Annotated in this window: 19 protein-coding genes; 11 read left to right on the top strand and 8 right to left on the bottom strand. The window is 67.0% G+C overall.

Annotation, left to right across the window (positions count from 1 at the left end; genetic code table 11):
- Positions 1–56: 56 nt before the first annotated feature.
- Complete coding sequence (locus tag BSP_RS07945) at positions 57–839, top strand: HisA/HisF-related TIM barrel protein (RefSeq protein ID WP_152949870.1); 783 nt, start codon at positions 57–59, stop codon at positions 837–839.
- 8 nt (positions 840–847) lie between these two features.
- The gene (queF, locus tag BSP_RS07950; RefSeq protein ID WP_152949871.1) at positions 848–1,309 is read left to right on the top strand and encodes a preQ(1) synthase; all 462 of its coding nucleotides are present in this window, start codon (positions 848–850) and stop codon (positions 1,307–1,309) included.
- A 27-nt stretch (positions 1,310–1,336) separates the two neighbouring features.
- Here queF and BSP_RS07955 read toward each other — a convergent pair whose 3' ends face one another.
- Positions 1,337–3,082 (bottom strand): TonB-dependent siderophore receptor, encoded by a 1,746-nt coding sequence (locus BSP_RS07955; protein ID WP_255478933.1) that lies wholly within the window; start codon positions 3,080–3,082, stop codon positions 1,337–1,339.
- Between the two features lie 29 nt (positions 3,083–3,111).
- Positions 3,112–3,321, bottom strand: coding sequence for a hypothetical protein (locus BSP_RS16360; protein WP_227976087.1), 210 nt, complete (start codon positions 3,319–3,321; stop codon positions 3,112–3,114).
- Positions 3,322–3,570: 249 nt separating this feature from the next.
- Between BSP_RS16360 and BSP_RS07960 the strand changes: the two genes are divergently transcribed.
- Entirely contained in the window at positions 3,571–3,753 is a 183-nt protein-coding gene (locus BSP_RS07960) for a hypothetical protein (RefSeq protein WP_152949872.1), read from the top strand.
- Positions 3,754–3,844: 91 nt separating this feature from the next.
- The gene (locus BSP_RS07965) at positions 3,845–4,717 is read left to right on the top strand and encodes a DUF817 domain-containing protein (protein ID WP_152949873.1); all 873 of its coding nucleotides are present in this window, start codon (positions 3,845–3,847) and stop codon (positions 4,715–4,717) included.
- Here the strand turns inward: BSP_RS07965 and BSP_RS07970 are convergent.
- On the bottom strand, positions 4,697–5,461 hold the full coding sequence (locus BSP_RS07970; RefSeq protein ID WP_152949874.1) for an EAL domain-containing protein: 765 nt from the start codon (positions 5,459–5,461) through the stop codon (positions 4,697–4,699). The two genes, BSP_RS07965 and BSP_RS07970, sit on opposite strands and share 21 nt — an antisense overlap.
- Before the next feature lie 69 nt (positions 5,462–5,530).
- On the bottom strand, positions 5,531–6,139 hold the full coding sequence (locus BSP_RS07975; RefSeq protein ID WP_054765374.1) for a nitroreductase: 609 nt from the start codon (positions 6,137–6,139) through the stop codon (positions 5,531–5,533).
- 45 nt (positions 6,140–6,184) lie between these two features.
- Here BSP_RS07975 and BSP_RS07980 point away from each other — a divergent pair, with 45 nt between their 5' ends.
- Together BSP_RS07980 and cysE are read left to right on the top strand one after the other, a co-directional pair.
- Positions 6,185–6,811, top strand: coding sequence for an NUDIX hydrolase (locus tag BSP_RS07980; RefSeq protein ID WP_152949875.1), 627 nt, complete (start codon positions 6,185–6,187; stop codon positions 6,809–6,811).
- Between the two features lie 20 nt (positions 6,812–6,831).
- Positions 6,832–7,653: a serine O-acetyltransferase gene (cysE, locus tag BSP_RS07985; RefSeq protein WP_054766901.1), complete on the top strand. Its 822-nt coding sequence runs from the start codon at positions 6,832–6,834 to the stop codon at positions 7,651–7,653.
- Between the two features lie 41 nt (positions 7,654–7,694).
- On the opposite strand, the gene BSP_RS07990 is transcribed toward cysE, so the two are convergent.
- Complete coding sequence (locus BSP_RS07990; protein WP_152949876.1) at positions 7,695–8,123, bottom strand: hypothetical protein; 429 nt, start codon at positions 8,121–8,123, stop codon at positions 7,695–7,697.
- Between the two features lie 231 nt (positions 8,124–8,354).
- On the opposite strand from BSP_RS07990, the gene BSP_RS07995 reads away from it, so the two are divergent.
- Positions 8,355–8,564 carry a DUF3126 family protein gene (locus tag BSP_RS07995; protein WP_152949877.1) on the top strand — a complete coding sequence of 70 codons (210 nt, stop codon included), beginning with the start codon at positions 8,355–8,357 and terminating at the stop codon, positions 8,562–8,564.
- 241 nt (positions 8,565–8,805) lie between these two features.
- A complete protein-coding gene (locus tag BSP_RS08000; RefSeq protein WP_152949878.1) occupies positions 8,806–11,295 on the top strand; it encodes an exo 1,3/1,4-beta-D-glucan glucohydrolase in 2,490 nt (829 codons plus the stop codon).
- Between the two features lie 30 nt (positions 11,296–11,325).
- Here BSP_RS08000 and BSP_RS08005 read toward each other — a convergent pair whose 3' ends face one another.
- The gene (locus tag BSP_RS08005) at positions 11,326–12,126 is read right to left on the bottom strand and encodes a DUF4198 domain-containing protein (RefSeq protein WP_152949879.1); all 801 of its coding nucleotides are present in this window, start codon (positions 12,124–12,126) and stop codon (positions 11,326–11,328) included.
- 137 nt (positions 12,127–12,263) lie between these two features.
- Here BSP_RS08005 and BSP_RS08010 point away from each other — a divergent pair, with 137 nt between their 5' ends.
- A complete protein-coding gene (locus BSP_RS08010) occupies positions 12,264–13,070 on the top strand; it encodes a hypothetical protein (protein ID WP_152949880.1) in 807 nt (268 codons plus the stop codon).
- A gap of 30 nt (positions 13,071–13,100) precedes the next feature.
- Here BSP_RS08010 and uvrA read toward each other — a convergent pair whose 3' ends face one another.
- The gene (gene uvrA / locus BSP_RS08015) at positions 13,101–16,049 is read right to left on the bottom strand and encodes an excinuclease ABC subunit UvrA (protein WP_152949881.1); all 2,949 of its coding nucleotides are present in this window, start codon (positions 16,047–16,049) and stop codon (positions 13,101–13,103) included.
- 132 nt (positions 16,050–16,181) lie between these two features.
- On the opposite strand from uvrA, the gene BSP_RS08020 reads away from it, so the two are divergent.
- Together BSP_RS08020 and BSP_RS08025 are read left to right on the top strand one after the other, a co-directional pair.
- Positions 16,182–16,460 carry a hypothetical protein gene (locus tag BSP_RS08020; RefSeq protein ID WP_152949882.1) on the top strand — a complete coding sequence of 93 codons (279 nt, stop codon included), beginning with the start codon at positions 16,182–16,184 and terminating at the stop codon, positions 16,458–16,460.
- Positions 16,457–16,744: a type II toxin-antitoxin system RelE/ParE family toxin gene (locus BSP_RS08025; protein ID WP_152949883.1), complete on the top strand. Its 288-nt coding sequence runs from the start codon at positions 16,457–16,459 to the stop codon at positions 16,742–16,744. Before BSP_RS08020 ends, BSP_RS08025 begins: the two co-directional genes overlap by 4 nt.
- Position 16,745: 1 nt before the next feature.
- Here the strand turns inward: BSP_RS08025 and BSP_RS08030 are convergent, their stop codons facing one another.
- The gene (locus BSP_RS08030; protein ID WP_152949884.1) at positions 16,746–17,240 is read right to left on the bottom strand and encodes a group III truncated hemoglobin; all 495 of its coding nucleotides are present in this window, start codon (positions 17,238–17,240) and stop codon (positions 16,746–16,748) included.
- Positions 17,241–17,469: the final 229 nt, after the last annotated feature.

Below are 17,469 nucleotides of genomic sequence, written 5' to 3' on the forward strand. Positions count from 1 at the left end.
GCGGCGTGATCGATCCGCCCTTTCGCATCGGGCGCGACAGGACTAGGTCACCACCCATGACCGATACAGCCCCCGAAACCTGGTCCGTCGCCGGCCGCACCTTTACCTCACGCCTGATCGTGGGCACCGGCAAATACGCCGATTACGCCCAGAACGCCGCCGCCGCCGAGGCGGCGGGGGCCGAGATCGTGACCGTGGCCGTGCGCCGGGTGAATCTGACCGATCCGAACCAGCCGATGCTGGTCGACTATGTGAAGCCCGACCGTTTCACCTTCCTGCCCAACACCGCCGGCTGTTTCACCGGCGAGGACGCGGTGCGCACCCTGCGGCTGGCGCGCGAGGCGGGGGGCTGGAGCCTGGTCAAGCTGGAGGTGCTGTCCAACACCGCCCACCTCTATCCCGACATGGTCGAGACCCTGCGGGCGCTGGACCTGTTGATCAAGGACGGGTTCGACGTCATGGTCTATTGCACCGACGACGTGGTCATGGCCAAGCGTCTGGAAGACGCCGGGGCCGCCGCCATCATGCCGGCCGCCGCCCCGATCGGCTCTGGGCTCGGCATCCAGAACGAGGTCAATGTCCGCCTGATCGTCGAACAGGCCAAGGTGCCGGTTCTGGTGGACGCCGGGGTGGGCACGGCCTCTGACGCCACCCGGGCGATGGAGCTGGGCTGTGACGCGATTCTGATGAACACCGCCATCGCCGGGGCCAAGGACCCGATCCGCATGGCGCGGGCCATGAAGTACGCCGTCATCGCCGGTCGCGACGCCTATCTGGCGGGGCGGATGCCCAAGCGGATGTACGCCGACCCGTCGTCGCCCCTGGCCGGCCTGATCTGAGGCGCGCCATGACCCACTACACCAACAACCTCAGCCAGCTGGGCGCCCAGACCGCCGCCCCGACCAGCCCCGAGACGGCCGTGCTGGAACGGGTGCCGAACCCGCATGCGGACACGCTGTATCTGGCGCGGTTCACGGCGCCCGAATTCACCAGCTTGTGCCCGGTGACGGGCCAGCCGGACTTCGCCCATATCGTCATCGACTATGCGCCGGGCGACTGGCTGGTCGAGTCCAAGAGCCTGAAACTGTACCTGACCAGTTTCCGCAACCACGGCGCCTTCCACGAGGACTGCACCGTCGCCATCGGCCGGCGGCTGGCGGATCTGCTGGAGCCGAAATGGCTGAGGATCGGGGGGTATTGGTATCCGCGCGGGGGGATACCGATCGACGTCTTCTGGCAGACGGGCCCGGCGCCCGAGGGCCTGTGGCTGCCGGACCAGGGCGTGCCGACCTATCGCGGGCGGGGGTGAGATCGCACCCCGCCCGCGACGTCTGGATCAACCGCCGAAACGGATACGGACCCCGGCGTTGGCGACGAACCCCTCCAACGGGGCCCAGGCGTCGGTTGTCCAGCGGCCGTCCGCCGTGCGGGTCGGCCTGAGCAAGGAATCGCTCCGGGTCTGGCGTTCGTCCAGAAGGTTTTCCAGGTTCAGGAACAGGCGGTAGCGACCCAGAACCACCTCGCCCAACAGCCCCAGCTCCCAGTAGGCCTCGCCGCGATCGCGGTAGGGATCGTCGTCCAGCGGCTGGGCGCCTGTGTAATAGGCCTCGAAGCCGAGGCGGCCGCGATCGTGTTCCTCCCACATGGCCACGAAGCCGGCCGAATGACGCGGCGTCATCGGCGTGTCGCGCCGCGCAGATCCTGCTTCCTCCGGCTCGTCGGCGTCCAGATACATGTAGTTGGCGGTGAGCACGAAAGGCGCCCGGCGCCAGCGGCCCAGCAGCTCGACCCCACGGGTGCGGGTGACGCCGTCCACGTTGATCAGCCGCGCTCGGTCGGCGGAGACAGGCTGAAGCCGCACTGCGTCGTCTATGTCCGACCCGAACAGCGTCAGGCTGGTCTCCCAAGATCCTCTGGCCCAGCCCAGGTCCAGCGAGGCGGTCGAGGCCGTTTCCACCTCCAGATTGGCGATGGGCTCCAGCCGCGACAGGCCCGCAGCCTCGGTCTCCTCCACGAAGGGCGTAGGGGCGAAAAAGCCGCGTCCCCACGAACCCCGCACGGTCCACGGACCCGGTCGCCAAAGCAGGGACAATCGCGGGCTGAACTGACCGCCGTAGCGGCTGTGGTCGTCATAGCGGGCGCTGGCCGAAACCGTCAGATCCTCGGTCCAGTCGCGTTCGACCTGGGCGAAAACGGCCGGGGCCGTGTAGCGATAGTCGAAGGCCGGGAAGGCGTCCGAGGCGTAGTCATCCGCCTGCCATACCAGGCCGCCCATCCAGTCGGCGCCCATAGCCTCGGCCGAGACGGAGGACTCCACCAGGAAGGTCTGGTGGCGGTCTTCTTCGATCAGATCGCCGTACCGGTGGCGGTGGCTCTGTTCGACGGCGGACGCACGGGCCTGGAGCCAGGCGCTGTCGCCCAGAGGCCGTTCATAGACGGCGCCGGCGTCCAGGCGGTCAGTCTCCTGATCCAGTCGGAAGGGCTGACCGTCGGGGGCCAGGGCGCCGTCGCGCGTGCCGCCCCGCCGCCGCTCGGTCATGCCGCCTGCCGTCAGGAACAGGGTCGCGCCGTCGTCGCCGTTCCAAAACAGCCGCGGCCGGGCCGACCAGCGCGTGTAGCCGGCCATGTCGATCCAGCCGTCGTCGTCCAGGTCCTGGATCGCCTGATGATTGTAGGTCGCCAGGACGGAGCCGCTCCAGTCTGAAGACAGGGGAGCAGCGGCGTAGGCCGAGACGTCCTGACCGTCGCGCGAAGTGGCGTTCAGGATCAACTCGCCTTCGCGGGTTTCGCCCGGTCGGCGGGAGATCAGATTGACCACGCCGCCCAAAGCCTGTCCGCCGTATAGAGCCGAGGCGGCGCCCTTGATCACCTCGACCTGCCCCAGATCGCTGGGCGGGATCTGCAGCAGGCCCAGGGACGAGGATTGGCCGCCGTAAAGGGGCAGGCCATCGGCCAGCAACTGAGTGTAGCGACCCCTCATGCCTTGAACGCGGACGTTGGCGGATCCCAGTCCGGGGGAGGTGACCTGGACGCGCACCCCGCCGGTTTCGGCCAGGATCATCGAGATGTTGCCTGGACGCATGATGAGCTTTTCGGCGATCTCCTCTTCGTTCAGCACCTCGATCCGGACGGCTCGTCCTGAACGCGGCGGCGGGAGCGGGTCGAGACGACGAAGATCTCCTCCAGCTCCGCGACTTCTTCGGCTAGCGGTGTTTGGGGCGGGTATGGCGAGGTCTGGCTCCGGTCTTGGGCGAGGGCGGCGGCGGCGGGCAGCAGAGTCGCGAAGGCGACTCCGGCCAGGAGATGATAGGCGATGGTCATGATCTGATCCTCGGCCGGCGCACGGGCCGGCCCTGACGACGATAGGCGCGCTCCACCCAGCAGCGGAACGACGCGGACGAGGCGAAGTGGGCCTGTGCGGCCCTGGCGGGATCAGACGCGCGGGGGGCGGTCGGGGCCGGCGGTATCGACCGGCGTAGGTTCCGGCGACTGACGCCAGGCGTGACGCGCGGCTGTGTGAGCCAGCGTCTGGATCAGGATCGGGTCTGATCTATATGCGGGGTGAGGCGCGTGGCAGCAGCCGTTGGCGCAGGCAGGCCCGCAATCGATGCAGCCCTGGTCCTGATCCGAAACGGCTTCGCCGACGACAGCGACTGCCGCGCAGTTCGCTTCGGCGCAGGCGTGGGCCGACGCCGCCGGCGCAAAGGCGACAAGCGCCAGCACCAGCTGCAAAACCAGCTTCAGACCGGCTGACAGGGAGGGCCCAGGGCGTCGCATCGCGGGCCGAGGCTTAAGTTGATCGACAGCGGATGGCAAGTCCGCCGGCTTGGGCTAAGCCTTGGGCATGTCGCGAAGTTCCTCCTTGCCTCTGGAAGCCTGGGGGCGCCGTCTCCTCACGCGCGCCCAGACCTGGGCCGACCGGTCTCGTCCGCGTCGCTACGCGTACGAGTTCCTTTGGTTCGGGCTGAAACAGGGGTGGGCGTGTCTGTTCGGGGGGCTGATGCTGGGGCTGATCGTCGGCACCTTCCTGTGGTGGCCGGATCAGTCGCCGATCTCGCGGTATGATTTTCTGGCGGTCGGGGCGGTGATGATCCAGGCGGCTATGCTGGCCTTCCGGCTGGAGAGCTGGGAGGAGGCGCGGGTGATCTTCCTGTTCCATGTGGCGGGGACGATCATGGAGCTGTTCAAGACGGCGCACGGGTCGTGGGTCTATCCGGAGGACAGTCTGCTGCGCATCGGCGCCGTGCCCCTGTTCTCGGGCTTCATGTATGCGGCGGTGGGCAGCTATATCGCGCGGGTGCAGCGGATATTCCATATCCGGGTGCGCGGCTATCCGCCGCTGTGGACGACCTGGGTGTTGGCGGCAGCCGTCTATGTGAATTTCTTCGCCCATCACTGGCTGCCGGACGTGCGGATCGTTCTGTTTCTGGCGACAGTCCTGCTGTTCGGGCGGGGCTGGTTCTATTTCACGGCGGACCGGCGTCGGCGGTCGATGCCGCTGCTGCTGGGCTATGGGCTGGTGGCCCTGTTCATCTGGGTCGCCGAGAACCTGGGCACCTTCGCGCGGGCCTGGACCTATCCGGGGCAGGACGGGGGCTGGGAGCCGGTGTCCCTGCACAAGCTGGGGGCCTGGTTCCTGCTGATGATCATCTCGGTGGTGCTGGTGTCTCTGGTGCACCGGCCGGAGAAAGAACCGTCAGGCGGTGCGGGCCAGTGACGCGGCGCGGGGCCAGGCGACCAGCCCCAGGGCCTCAAGCGCCGGTCTTGCCAACAGATAGCCCTGCATCAGATCGACGCCCAAGTCGCGCAGGACGTCCTGTTCGGCCGGGGTCTCTATACCTTCGCAGACCGGTTCAACGCCCAGATCGCGCAGCATGTTCAGGGTGTTGCGCACGATGGTGCGCTTAACCGGATCGGTGTCGATGTCGCGGATCAGGGCCATGTCCAGCTTGACGATGTCCGGCTGGAACAGGGTCAGCAGACCCAGGCCCGCGTAACCGGCGCCGAAGTCGTCGATGGCCGTCTTGAACCCCATGGCGCGATAGGAGCGCAGGATGTTCAGGATGTGGTCGGCGTCCATCGCCTCGCTCTCGGTGAACTCAAAGATGATCTTGTTCACGGGGAAGCCTGTTCGCATCGCCGCCGCCAGGGTGGCGCGGATGCAGGCGCGCGGCTCATAGACCGCATTGGGCAGAAAATTGATCGACAGGTTGGCGCCCGTCGCCGCCATGTCGAGCCCGGCCGCCAGTTCGATCGCGGTGGTGCGACAGACCTGATCGAAGGCGTAGCGGTTGTGGTCAGCTATCTGAGCCAGCACCTGACCGGCGCCGGCGCCGTCCTTGCCCCGCACAAGCGCCTCGTAGGCGAAGACTGTCTGTGTTGAGACGTTGACGATGGGCTGGAAAGCCATGGTGATGGGCAGGTCGAACCCCGCCCCATCTTTGCAACCCACACAGGACATCGGACCACTCGCTACAGCTAAGGGTCTGACGCTTAGAGGGAAAAGATTAACGACAAGGCCTGTCCAGATCTAGGGCAGGCGGGTGACCTTGGCCGCCATGTCGGGGCGGGGGCGTTCCAGGGCCGGTTCGTTCAGGGTTCCGATATGGATGAAGCCGGCGACCGCCTCGCCGTCGGTCAGGCCGAACAGGGCTGTGGCCTGGGCGTCATAGCTGTACCAGTCCGTGATCCAGCTGGAAGCATAGCCGAAGGCGCCGGCCGCATGCTCCAGATTCATACAGACCGCGCCGGCCGACATCTGCTGCTCCCAGAGCGGCTTGGCGTCGGGCACGGGCGCCGAGATGACCAGGACGGTGACGGGGGCGGCGGTCAGCTTGGCCAGGACCGCCTGCTCCTTGGCGGGACGGCCCTGGGTCTGCGCAAGGCCGGACAGTTTTTCGGCGATTTCCCCGCGGCTCTGCGGCCCCAGGACCACGAACCGCCAGGGAAACAGCTTGCCGTGATCGGGCGTGCGGGCGCCCAGGGTCAGGATCTGATCCAGTTCGGCCTCGGTCGGGCCGGGGCTGGTCAGGGCCTGGGCCGGGGCGGAGCGGCGTGAGGCCAGCCGATCGCGCAACTCCTGCGACGGGACCGGGGCGGGCAGGGGGGCGTTCAACGGAAAGAGAGGCGAAGGGGTCATGCGGTCTAGCTAGGCTTTCCCCCCGCCGTCCGCCATAGCTGAGGTATGAGCGATTTCGACGAACCGAAATGGGCCGCCGGCCTGGCCAAGCCGCCGGCCTGGCGCAGCAAGACCGAGGAGACGGTGTTCGAAAATCCGTGGATGCGGTTGACGCGGCACCGGGTGATCGCCCCGACGGGCCAGCTGGCGGACTATGCGGTGATGCGGCCCAAGAATGTCGCGACCGGGGTGCTGCCGGTGCATGACGACGGCACGGTGGTTCTGGTCGGGCAGCAGAGGTTCGCCTTCGCCAACTATTCCTGGGAGATGCCCGAGGGCGGGGCGTCCCTCGACGAGGATCCGTTCGACGGCGTCCGGCGGGAGCTGGCCGAGGAGGCGGGGCTGGAGGCCGCCCACTGGACGCCGGCCCTGACGATGGAGCTGTCGAACTCTGTCACGACCGAGATGGCGCACACCTGGATCGCCTGGGGCCTGAGGCCTGTGCCGGTGGCGCCGGACCCGACCGAGGTGATCGCCGTCGTGCGCGTGCCGTTCCTGGATCTGCTCGACGAAGTCGGGCGCGGGACGGTGCGGGACAGCCTGACGGTGGCGACGGCGTATAAGGCCTATCATATGGGCTTGAATGGAGCCCTGCCTCCGGCGCTGGCTAAGGCCATGCTGGGGCGGGTATGATGTCGCCGAAGGAGTCCGGCATGCCCAAGCTTGAAGTCGTCGCGGAAACTGACAGCGTGTGGCGCCAGCTGCGCGCCTCCGCCGAGGCCGCCTCGCGCGAGGAGCCCCAGCTGGGTTCGCAGATGAACGCCGTCATCCTGTCGCACGATGATCTGGCCGGCGCCCTCAGCTTCCAGATCGCGCGTAAACTGGCCGATCCGGAAATGAGCGCCATGTCGGTGCGCGAGGTCTGCTTGTCGGCCTTCGCCGCTGATCCGGCCATGGTCGCGGCGGCCGAGGCCGATCTGCGCGCCGTGGCCGAACGCGATCCGGCCATCCGCAATCTGTTGCAGCCCTTCCTCTATTTCAAAGGTTTTCAGGCCTTGCAGGGCTGGCGCGTGGCCCATTGGCTGTGGGGCCAGGGCCGTGAGACCCTGGCCTTCCACTTCCAGAGCCGGATTTCCGAACTGTTCCAGCTGGACATCCATCCGGCCGCGCGGCTGGGCCAGGGGCTGTTCCTCGACCACGGCACCGGCATCGTCATCGGCGAGACGGCGGTGGTCGGCGACGACGTCTCCATGCTGCACAGCGTGACCCTGGGCGGCACCGGCGCCGAGCGCGGCGATCGCCACCCCAAGATCGGCAAGGGAGTCCTGCTGGGCGCCGGGGCCAAGGTGCTGGGCAACATCCATATCGGCGACTACGCCAAGGTGGCCTCGGGCTCGGTGGTGCTGAAGCCTGTGCCGTCCGGCTGCACCGTGGCCGGGGTGCCGGCGCGCCTGGTCAACTGCCCCACCGGCGCCGAACCGGCCCGGACCATGGACCATACGCTGGCAGAGGTGGTGTACGACTTCGTGATCTGAGGAGGAGCCGAGCGGACCTTCCGCGCTCCTGATCCCTGCCGTCAGCGGCGAACCATTCGGACATCGCCGATGCGGCCGCCGACCGGCAAGAGGCGCACCCGCATCGCTGCCGAGCCTCTGAAGCCGTCACGCGCTCGGTCCGTCAGCGTATAGATCAGCCTTACGCCGCCGCCGGAATAAACGACGATCAGGTCCCCGTTTCGAATCCGACACTCTGCGGATTCGCCGTCCAGCACGCAGGCGAGACGGCCTCTGGGCTGGGCTGTGATCCTGAGTGGAAAGTTCAGCCGTTCGTTTCCATCCTTGCCCTTGAATGTGATCCTGTTTTCGCTGTCGGGAGCGGGCGTGACCAACAGCGACCATTCGCCGACCACGTCTGCGGCGCCTATGGGGCCGGACGCCTGAGCAATAGCCGCGTCGCCCAGGGCGAGGCTTGCGAGGACGGACGTTAGAACCAGCCGTCGGTTCATACTGGTATTCCTGGAATTCAGCCTCTGATCAATATTGGCGGAAACTCGGGATGGTCACGTGAATCTTTGGACATCTCGTCGAAAGGGCCGGCGCTCGCGCACGTGCGGAGCGAAAGGCGAGGGGCCGGATGTGATGGACCTGCGGCGGATTGGGGAAAATGCGCGTCGCCGGTTCCCCTGAAGCCCCGATGTCTCTAGGGTCCGCGGCCAACCCAAGACCATGAGGCCCCCGTGAAAGACACTGACCTGAAGCGCATCGAGGCCCACCTCAAGCGCACCTTCAACACCGGCGGCATCATCGTGAAGGCCCGTCCCAAGCAGACCGACTCGGCCGAGGTCTATGTCGGCGACGAGTTCATCGGCGTCGTCTTCGAGGACGAGGACGAGGAAGGCTCCTTCATGTTCGAGATGGCGATCCTGGCCGAAGACCTGCCGGCCTAAGTCGCGCGCGCCGACCGCCCTGCGACATCGCGCGCAGGGCGGTTGTGAGAACGTTCTCAAAAATGGCTTGACGGGTTGCGCCGGCCCGGCCCTAATCGCGCCGAAGGGCGGCGGTTCGATCGCTCGGGAGCAGACGCGCTGAGGGGCAAGGGTCGGGACGTCGCCGTTCCGTCGCGCCCGTCCGCCTGTTTTCCGATCCGTCAGACGCACGTCCTCCTGGTTCATCCCGAGAGGAAATCCGATGCGCGCGACTGTGTCCCTGATGGTGCTGGCCCTGGCCGTGAGCGGGGGCGCGCCGGCCCTGGCCCAGACGGCGACGGTTCCCGAAGCGTCGCGTGCTCACCCGGCCCTGTGGCCGAAGGCCGCGACCCCGGCCGCCATATCCGACGCCCGCACCGAGGCCTTCGTCTCCGAACTGATGGCCAGGATGACGCTGGAGGAGAAGGTCGGTCAGCTGATCCAGGCCGATATTTCGGCCATCACCCCCGACGATCTGAAGACCTATCCGCTGGGTTCGATCCTGGCGGGCGGCAGCTCCGGCCCCTGGGGCGACGACAAGGCGCCGCCGCAGAAATGGCTGGACCTGGCCCGCGCCTTCCGCGCCGCCAACGAGAGCCGGGGCGGGACGGTGATCCCGCTGATCTACGGCATCGACGCGGTTCACGGGCACAACAATGTCCCCGGCGCCACCATCTTCCCGCACAACATCGGCCTGGGCGCCGCGCGCGATCCGGACCTGATCCGACGCATCGGCGAGGCCACGGCGCTGGAGGTGGCGGTGACGGGGGCCGAATGGACCTTCGGCCCCACCCTGGCCGTGCCGCGCGACGACCGCTGGGGTCGGTCCTATGAGGGCTATGCCGAAGACCCCGAGGTCCAGCGGTCCTACGCCGGGCCGATGACCCTGGGCCTTCAGGGCGAGCTGCAGCCGGGGCGGCCGCTGGCGCCCGGCCATATCGCCGGATCGGCCAAACATTTCCTGGCCGACGGGGGCACCTTCGAGGGCGAGGATCAGGGCGATTTCCGGGGCACGGAGCAGGAGCTGATCGACGTCCACCTGGGCGGATACGTCCAGGCCATCGACGCGGGCGTGCTGTCGATCATGGCCAGTTTCTCGGGCTGGAACGGTTACAAGCACTCAGGCAATCCGACCCTGCTGACCGATGTCCTGCGCGGGCCGCTGGGGTTCAAGGGATTCGTCGTCTCCGACTGGAACGCGCACGGCCAACTGCCGGGCTGCACCAATGAGAGCTGCGCCCTGGCGGTCAACGCGGGCATCGACATGCTGATGGCGCCCGACAGCTGGAAGCCGCTGTACGCCTCGACCCTGGCCCAGGCCCGGTCGGGCGAGATCCCTATGGCGCGGGTGGACGAGGCGGTGCGTCGCATTCTGGTGGCCAAGGTCAAGACCGGCCTGTTCGAACCGGCGCGGCCGATGGAAGGCCGGTTCGAGGAGCTGGCTTCACCCGCGCACCGCGCCCTGGCGCGCGAAGCGGTGCGCAAGTCGCTGGTGCTGTTGAAGAATGACGGCGTCCTGCCGGTTCGGGCCAATGCGCGGGTGCTTGTGGCGGGGACGGCGGCTGACGACATCGGCCAGGCCTCGGGCGGCTGGACCCTGAGCTGGCAGGGGACGGGGAATACGAATGCCGACTTCCCCCAGGGCCAGTCGATCTGGAGCGGGATCGAAGAGGCGGTGAAGGCCGGCGGCGGGACCGCAACCTTGAGCGCGGACGGGTCCTTCACCCAAAAACCGGATGTGGCGATCGTCGTCTTCGGCGAGACCCCCTATGCCGAGTTCCAAGGCGACGTGGACAATCTAGACTATGTCCCGACCGCGCCGCTGGAGACGCTGAAGCGGCTGAAGGCGGCGGGGATTCCGACCGTGTCGGTCTTCCTGTCCGGGCGGCCGATGTGGACCAATCCGGAGATCAACGCCTCGGACGCCTTTGTGGCCGCCTGGCTGCCGGGGACCGAAGGCGGGGGGATCGCCGACGTCCTGGTGGGCCGAGCCGACGGCAAACCGCGCCACGACTTCCACGGCAAACTGTCCTTCAGCTGGCCCAAGGATGCGACGGGAACGCCGCTGAACCACGGCCAGCCCGGCTATGATCCGCAGTTCGCCTATGGCTACGGCCTGACCTACGCCGCGCCGGCGCGAGTCGGAATGCTGTCGGAGGAGAGCGGGGTCTCGGCCCAGGCGACCAATCTGGATCGCTATTTCGTCGACGGCCGGTTCGTCTCGCCCTGGAGCTTGTTGCTGAACGACGCAGGAGGTCAGACCCGACCCGGCACGGCCAAGACGACGACCAGCCCGCGCGCCGGCGTCGCCTCACGCCCGGTAGACGACCTGGCCCAGGAGAGCGGTCAGCAGTTCGCCTTTGCGGGAACCGGGCCGGCCAGCGTCGAGATCTGGGGCACGCCCGTTGATCTGACGCGCCAAGCCAACGGCGCCGTCGCCCTGGGCTTCCGCTATCGTGTTGACGTCGCGCCGTCCGCCCCGGTGGCGTTCAAACTGGGCGGCGGAGCGGTGGACCTGACCGGCCTGTTGCGCTCTGCCCCCGTCGGCCAGTGGCGCGAAGCCCGCATTCCCCTGACCTGTTTCCGCACCGACGGCGGGGACCTGTCGCGCGTCGAGGTTCCGTTCCACATGGCGACCAGCGGTGCGATGACCGTCTCGGTCTCCGAGATCAAGCTGGACGCCAGCCAGACCGAAACGCGCTGCCCGGCCTAAAGGGCGCGACATGGACGGTCCCCTCCGCCTTCACCCCGCGTCGGCGGTGAAGGTCAGGGTGTGGGTGTAGCTGCGGTAGGGGGTGGGGCTGCCTGCCGGGGCGGCAGTGCGGTAGCGGACCTGGGTCATATAGGCGCCGGGCGCCGAGACCCGCAGGGTCAGGATGCCGGAGGCGTCGGTGGCGGTTTCGGTCTCGATCGTCTTGCCGTCGTACTGGCCGGCTTCGCGAAAGACGGTGACAGGCGCGTCGGCCAGGGGCTGGCCGTCGAACAGCAGGCGGAAGGTCGCGTCCTCGCCGGCGACGATCTGGTTCGGCTGGATCAGAGGCTGAAGCTCCAGCCCTTGGCCGGTGGGTTTCAGCGCCGCCTCGTCGGGGACGCCCCGCATAACATAGGCCTCGGCGACGGTGATGCTCTGGACATCGACCAGTTCGGCGCCGGGCGGGGGCGGCGCATCCTCTTCGCCGACCATCTTCCAGCCGGATGGGGTGTGGTACATCTTGGCCGTGCGGCCGGCGCGTGGGCCGGATGACAGACGATAGAGGCCGTCCACCGGCGTCGGCGCCTCGAACACCGCCAGATCGCGCAGATAGGTGACGGCGCTGATCGGCGTGTCGCCGTTTGGCCCGACCACATGGAAGCCGTCGGACCGCATGGCGACCTCGGCGTTGAACACCTCCTCGGTAAAGGCCGCCTCGACGGTCACATGGTCGCGCCGCCCCGCGTCGAACAGGTTCGGCCGAAGATAGGGGGAGTGGGCCTGGGCCACGCCCGCGCCCCAGACGGACAGAAGGGAGGCCAAAAGGCCGGCGTGGAGGGGATGTCGGGTCATGGTCGTCCTCATAGGCCGAGGCAGAGTATGCAAGTGAGAACGAATTGCAACAAAGGGTTCGGGATCTGGGCGTCTGGGACCGGACGCCGACGACGGGATGGGCTAGAGTCGCGCCGAATCTGATCTGGAGTTCGATCATGAGTTTTTCCGCCACCGACGCCGCATTCGAGGGGTTTCGCGTGACGCGCCAGAACCCGGCGGCGGTTCTCCTCTGGTCGATGGTCTGGCTGATCGGGCTCATATTGAGCAGTCTGCTCGCGGCGCCCGCAATCATGCCCCATATGGCCGAGTTGCAGGCCGCCAACGGGGATATCAACGCCTTGTCGCCAGAAGCGCTGCAAGCCTTCGGCTTGGCCATGGCGGGATTTGTGCCGCCGTTGCTGTTGGCCCAGGCCCTCGTCGCGCCGGCCGTCTACCGCGCAGTGCTTGAGCCTGAGAAACGACGGTTCGGCTTCCTGCGACTGGGCAAGACCGAGGCTCGGATGTTGGGGGTTCTGATTATTCTGGTCGTCGTTCAGCTCGTATTGAACGTCGGAGCGGACCTCGCCACTCGGGGCGCCGGCGCGGCGATCGGTCTGGCGGGAGGCGTCATCGTGAATCTGATCGCCTTCGCACTGGGTCTCTGGGTGGCCGCTCGACTCAGCTTGGTCGCGCCTCTCACGGTGCTGCGGAGCGGCCTTCCTCTCGTGGAAGGATGGAAGCGCAGCGGCCCCATCGTCTGGCCTCTGATCGGCGTGAATGTTCTCGCCGTCGCCATGGCCTTGTTGGTGGGTCTGCTGCTGGCCCTCGTCGCCTGGCCTATGACGGCGGCCATGTCCGGCTCCGGCGCAGGCGCGGGTTTGGCGGCCCTGCTGCTGATGACGCTGATGGCGCTCGGTTTCGCACTGATCACCGTCCTGCTTTGGAGCCCGTTCGCGGCGATCTTGAAGCAGCTGGAGGGCTGACGGAGACGTTTCAGCGTCTGGAGTAAAACCTCAGGCCGAGGCCTTGACCCGCTTCCGCTTCGCCGGCGGGGGCGTCGCCGCCTGACCCAGGGCCGCGACCCGCGCCTTGCGCCGGGTCTCGTGACGATCCAGCACCTCCTTGAGGTATTTTCCGGTCCAGCTGGCCTTGTTCTCCGCCACCTGTTCCGGTGTGCCGACCGCGACGATCTCGCCGCCGCCGTCGCCGCCTTCCGGCCCGAAGTCGAGCAGATAGTCCGCCACTTTGATGACGTCGAGATTGTGCTCGATCACCACGATGGTGTTGCCAGCCTCGACCAGTTCCTGAAGCACTTCCAGAAGTTTGCGCGTATCTTCGAAATGCAGGCCGGTGGTCGGCTCGTCGAGGATGTAGAGGGTCCGGCCGGTCGCGCGTTTCGACAGTTCCTTGGACAGCTTGACCCGCTGGGCCTCGCCGCCGGACAGGGTGGTCGCCGGCTGGCCGACCTTGACGTAGCCGAGGCCCACCCGCTCCAGCGTCAGCATCTTGTCGCGGATCGGCGGCACGGCCTTGAAGAACTGGGCGGCCTCCTCGACCGTCATGTCCAGGACGTCCGAGATCGACTTGCCCTTGAACACGATCTCCAGCGTCTCGCGGTTGTAGCGCTTGCCCTTGCAGACGTCGCAGGTGACGTAGACGTCGGGCAGGAAGTGCATCTCGATCTTGATGACGCCGTCGCCCTGGCAGGCCTCGCAGCGGCCGCCCTTGACGTTGAAGCTGAACCGGCCGGGGCCGTAGCCGCGCGCCTTGGATTCCGGCAGGCCGGCGTACCAGTCGCGGATGGGGCCGAAGGCGCCGGTGTAGGTGGCGGGATTGGAGCGCGGGGTGCGGCCGATCGGCGACTGGTCGATGTCGATGACCTTGTCGAAATGCTCCAGCCCCTCGATGCGGTCGAAGGGGGCGGGGGCGTCCGACGCATTGTTCAGACGGCGCGCGGCGGCCTTATACAGGGTCTCGATGGTGAAGGTGGACTTGCCGCCGCCGGACACGCCGGTGATGCAGGTGAAGACGCCGACGGGGATTTCGCCGGTGACGCTCTTCAGATTGTTGCCGCTGGCGCCGCTGATCTTCAGCATCCGCTTGCGGTCGATGGGGCGGCGGCCGTCGGCGGGGATTTCGATCTCCCGCTCGCCGGTCAGATATTTGCCGGTCAGGGAGTTCGGGTTGGCCATAACCTGTTGCGGCGTGCCCTCGGCGCAGACCGTACCGCCATGCACCCCCGCAGCGGGGCCCATGTCGATGACATAGTCGGCGGTCAGAATGGCTTCCTCGTCGTGCTCGACCACAAGGACCGAATTGCCCAGGTCGCGCAGCCCTTTCAGGCTTTCCAGCAGGCGGGTGTTGTCGCGCTGGTGCAGGCCGATGGAGGGCTCGTCCAGCACATAGAGGACGCCGGTCAGGCCCGAACCGATCTGCGAGGCCAGACGAATGCGCTGGCTCTCTCCGCCCGACAAGGTGCCGGACGAGCGGGACAGGTTCAGATAGTCCAGACCGACGTTGTTCAGGAACCGCAGCCGGTCGCAGATCTCCTTCAGGATGCGCCGGGCGATCTCCATCTGCTTCTCTGTCAGGCTCTCTTCCAGGGTCGAGAACCAGAGGTAGGCCTTGGAGATCGACAGCATGGAGATATCGGCGATGTCCTCGCCGCCGACCTTGACGGCCAGGGCCTCGGGCTTCAGCCGCTTGCCGCCGCAGGCCTCGCAGGGGGTCTCGGACTGGTAGCGGGCCAGTTCCTCGCGCACCCAGGCGCTGTCGGTCTCGCGCCAGCGCCGCTCCAGGTTCGGCAGGACGCCCTCGAACGGCTTAGAGACCTCGTATTTGCGGGCGTTGTCGTCATAGGTGAATTTGATCTTCTCGGCGCCCGTGCCGTGCAGGATCGCCTTGTGCGCCTGGGCCGGCAGATCGCGCCAAGCGATGTCCATCGAGAAGCCGTAGTGGCGGCTCAGCGACTGAAGCGTCTGGGTATAGAGAGGGGAGGGGCCGCGCGCCCACGGCGCCACCGCCCCCTTGTGCAGGCTCTTGTCGCGGTCCGGGATCACCAGGTCGGCGTCGAAGGCCAGCTTGACCCCCAGGCCGTCGCACACCGGACAGGCGCCGAAGGGATTGTTGAACGAGAACAGCCGCGGCTCGATCTCCGAGATGGTGAAACCCGAGACCGGGCAGGCGAACCGTTCAGAAAAGACGAGGGTGCGCGGCGCTGTCTCGCCCTCGGCGACGCTGGCCCATTCCGCCGTGGCGATGCCGTCGGCGAGGCTCAGCGCCGTCTGCAGGCTGTCGGCGTAGCGCCCTTCCTGATCCGGCTTCGTCACGATCCGGTCCACGACGATGTCGATGTCGTGTTTGAACTTCTTGTCCAGGGTCGGGGCTTCGTCGATGGGGTAGAACTGGCCGTCGATCTTCAGCCGCTGGAAGCCCTGGCGCTGCCACTCGGCGATTTCCTTCCTGTACTCGCCCTTGCGGCCGCGAACGACCGGAGCCAGCAGCAGGATGCGTTCGCCCTCGGGCAGGGCCGTCAGCTTATCGACCATCTGGCTGATGGTCTGGCTCTCGATCGGCAGGCCGGTGGCCGGCGAATAGGGCACGCCGACCCGCGCCCACAGCAGGCGCATATAGTCGTGGATCTCCGTCACCGTGCCGACGGTCGAGCGAGGGTTTTTGGACGTCGTCTTCTGTTCGATCGAAATGGCCGGCGACAGACCCTCGATCAGGTCCACGTCCGGCTTGCCCATCAGTTCCAGAAACTGGCGCGCATAGGCCGACAGGCTCTCGACATAGCGGCGCTGGCCCTCGGCGTAGATGGTGTCGAACGCCAGGGACGACTTGCCCGAACCCGACAGGCCGGTCATCACCACCAGCTGTTCGCGCGGAATATCCAGGTCCACGCCCTTGAGATTATGCTCGCGGGCGCCGCGAACGCGGATGAAGTTGTGCTTTTCGGTCATGCGGTCCGGGAAACGCGGAGAGGAGCCGGAGGGCTCCGGCGCGACATCGCTATATGGGGATGAATCGCCGAGTTTAAGCAAGAACAATATGGGAACATTGCGGCTGACTTACGGCTGAGGTATCATCGGCGCATGGCCGACGGCTTCGACATCCATCTCAATGAAGATCAGGCCCGCCGGCTGAAGGCGGCGGCCGAGGCTGTGGGCGCGGAGCCGATGGAATTCGCCATTCAAACGCTCGAGGGCGTGATCGGCGAAGCCTTCAATGAAAGAGCCTACCCTGCGACCTGGGTCGCGGAGGACGCTGAACGGTGGGCGGAGTATGAGAGGACAGGCGTCACCGTAAGCCTTGAAGACGCCTTGAGGGACTTTCACGCTAATCTGGCTCGGCGGCTGGCTGAGAAGCCGTGAAGTATAGGGTCCGGTTACTGCCGCCCGCTCGCACCGACCTGATCCGCGTTTCAAATTTTCTGGCTGACGTGGCGCCAGCCGCAGCCTCGCACGCTGCCGATGTGCTGGATGGCGCGCTCAGAACGCTTGACTACTTTCCTGAGCGGGCGCCGAAAAACGGGTTGGGAGGCCGTGACATGGTCGTGCGGTTTGGCCAGGCCGGATACGTCATCCGTTATCGGATCGAGCAGGCCGAGGTAATCGTGATCCGCATTTTTCACACGCGCGAAGACCGGCCATCCTGAATTATTCCGGCGTCCACGCCTGGGTCGGAAGCACGAACCTATCGTCCTTCCCCGGAATCACCCCGTTGGCCGTGGCGATGCCCAGTTCAAGGCTCTGCGCTATGCGGCGGGCGCGTTCGATGAAATGGGCCGTGGCGACGGGCGGGCAAAGGTCGCGGGCGGTCTCGGCGAACAACTCCAGCCAGCGGTCGAAGTGGCGCGCGTCGATCGGCAGGGGCAGATGTTTCGGCATAGGCCGACCCTGGTAGACACCAGACGAAAGGGCCACCGACGACCAGAACAGCTTCATCTGCGCTAGATGCGGGCCCCAGTCGGCGATCCGATCCGCGAAGATCGGCCCGATCAGCCGGTCGTCGCGGACGCGGGCGTAGAAGCCCTCGACCAGGGCGTCGATCATGGCCTCGTCTATCCCTGTCTCGACGCGCAGGCGTTGGACGGACGCTTCGCGCCGGGCGGCGGCGCCTTCGGCGTCTTCGATACGGAAGGGGGTCTGCATCCGGGCGTCCTTAGCGGCTGGGTGCGCGCCGCGCCATCGGACCTTTGGTCCCACCAGGGCCGCCTCTTCACGCGGCCGTGTTCATATCAGGGGCTCCCCGGACTTGCGGATTGCACAAATACGACCCATCCTCCTGTCTCTGACGAGTTTTGAGCAGGAGGCTCGAAGATCATGATCATCGCACTGGCAACCGGTTCCGCCCTGTCCGCCATGCTGCTCGTGATCCTCC

Source organism: Brevundimonas sp. Bb-A (assembly GCF_009394735.1).
In the GTDB taxonomy this organism is placed as follows: domain Bacteria; phylum Pseudomonadota; class Alphaproteobacteria; order Caulobacterales; family Caulobacteraceae; genus Brevundimonas; species Brevundimonas aurantiaca.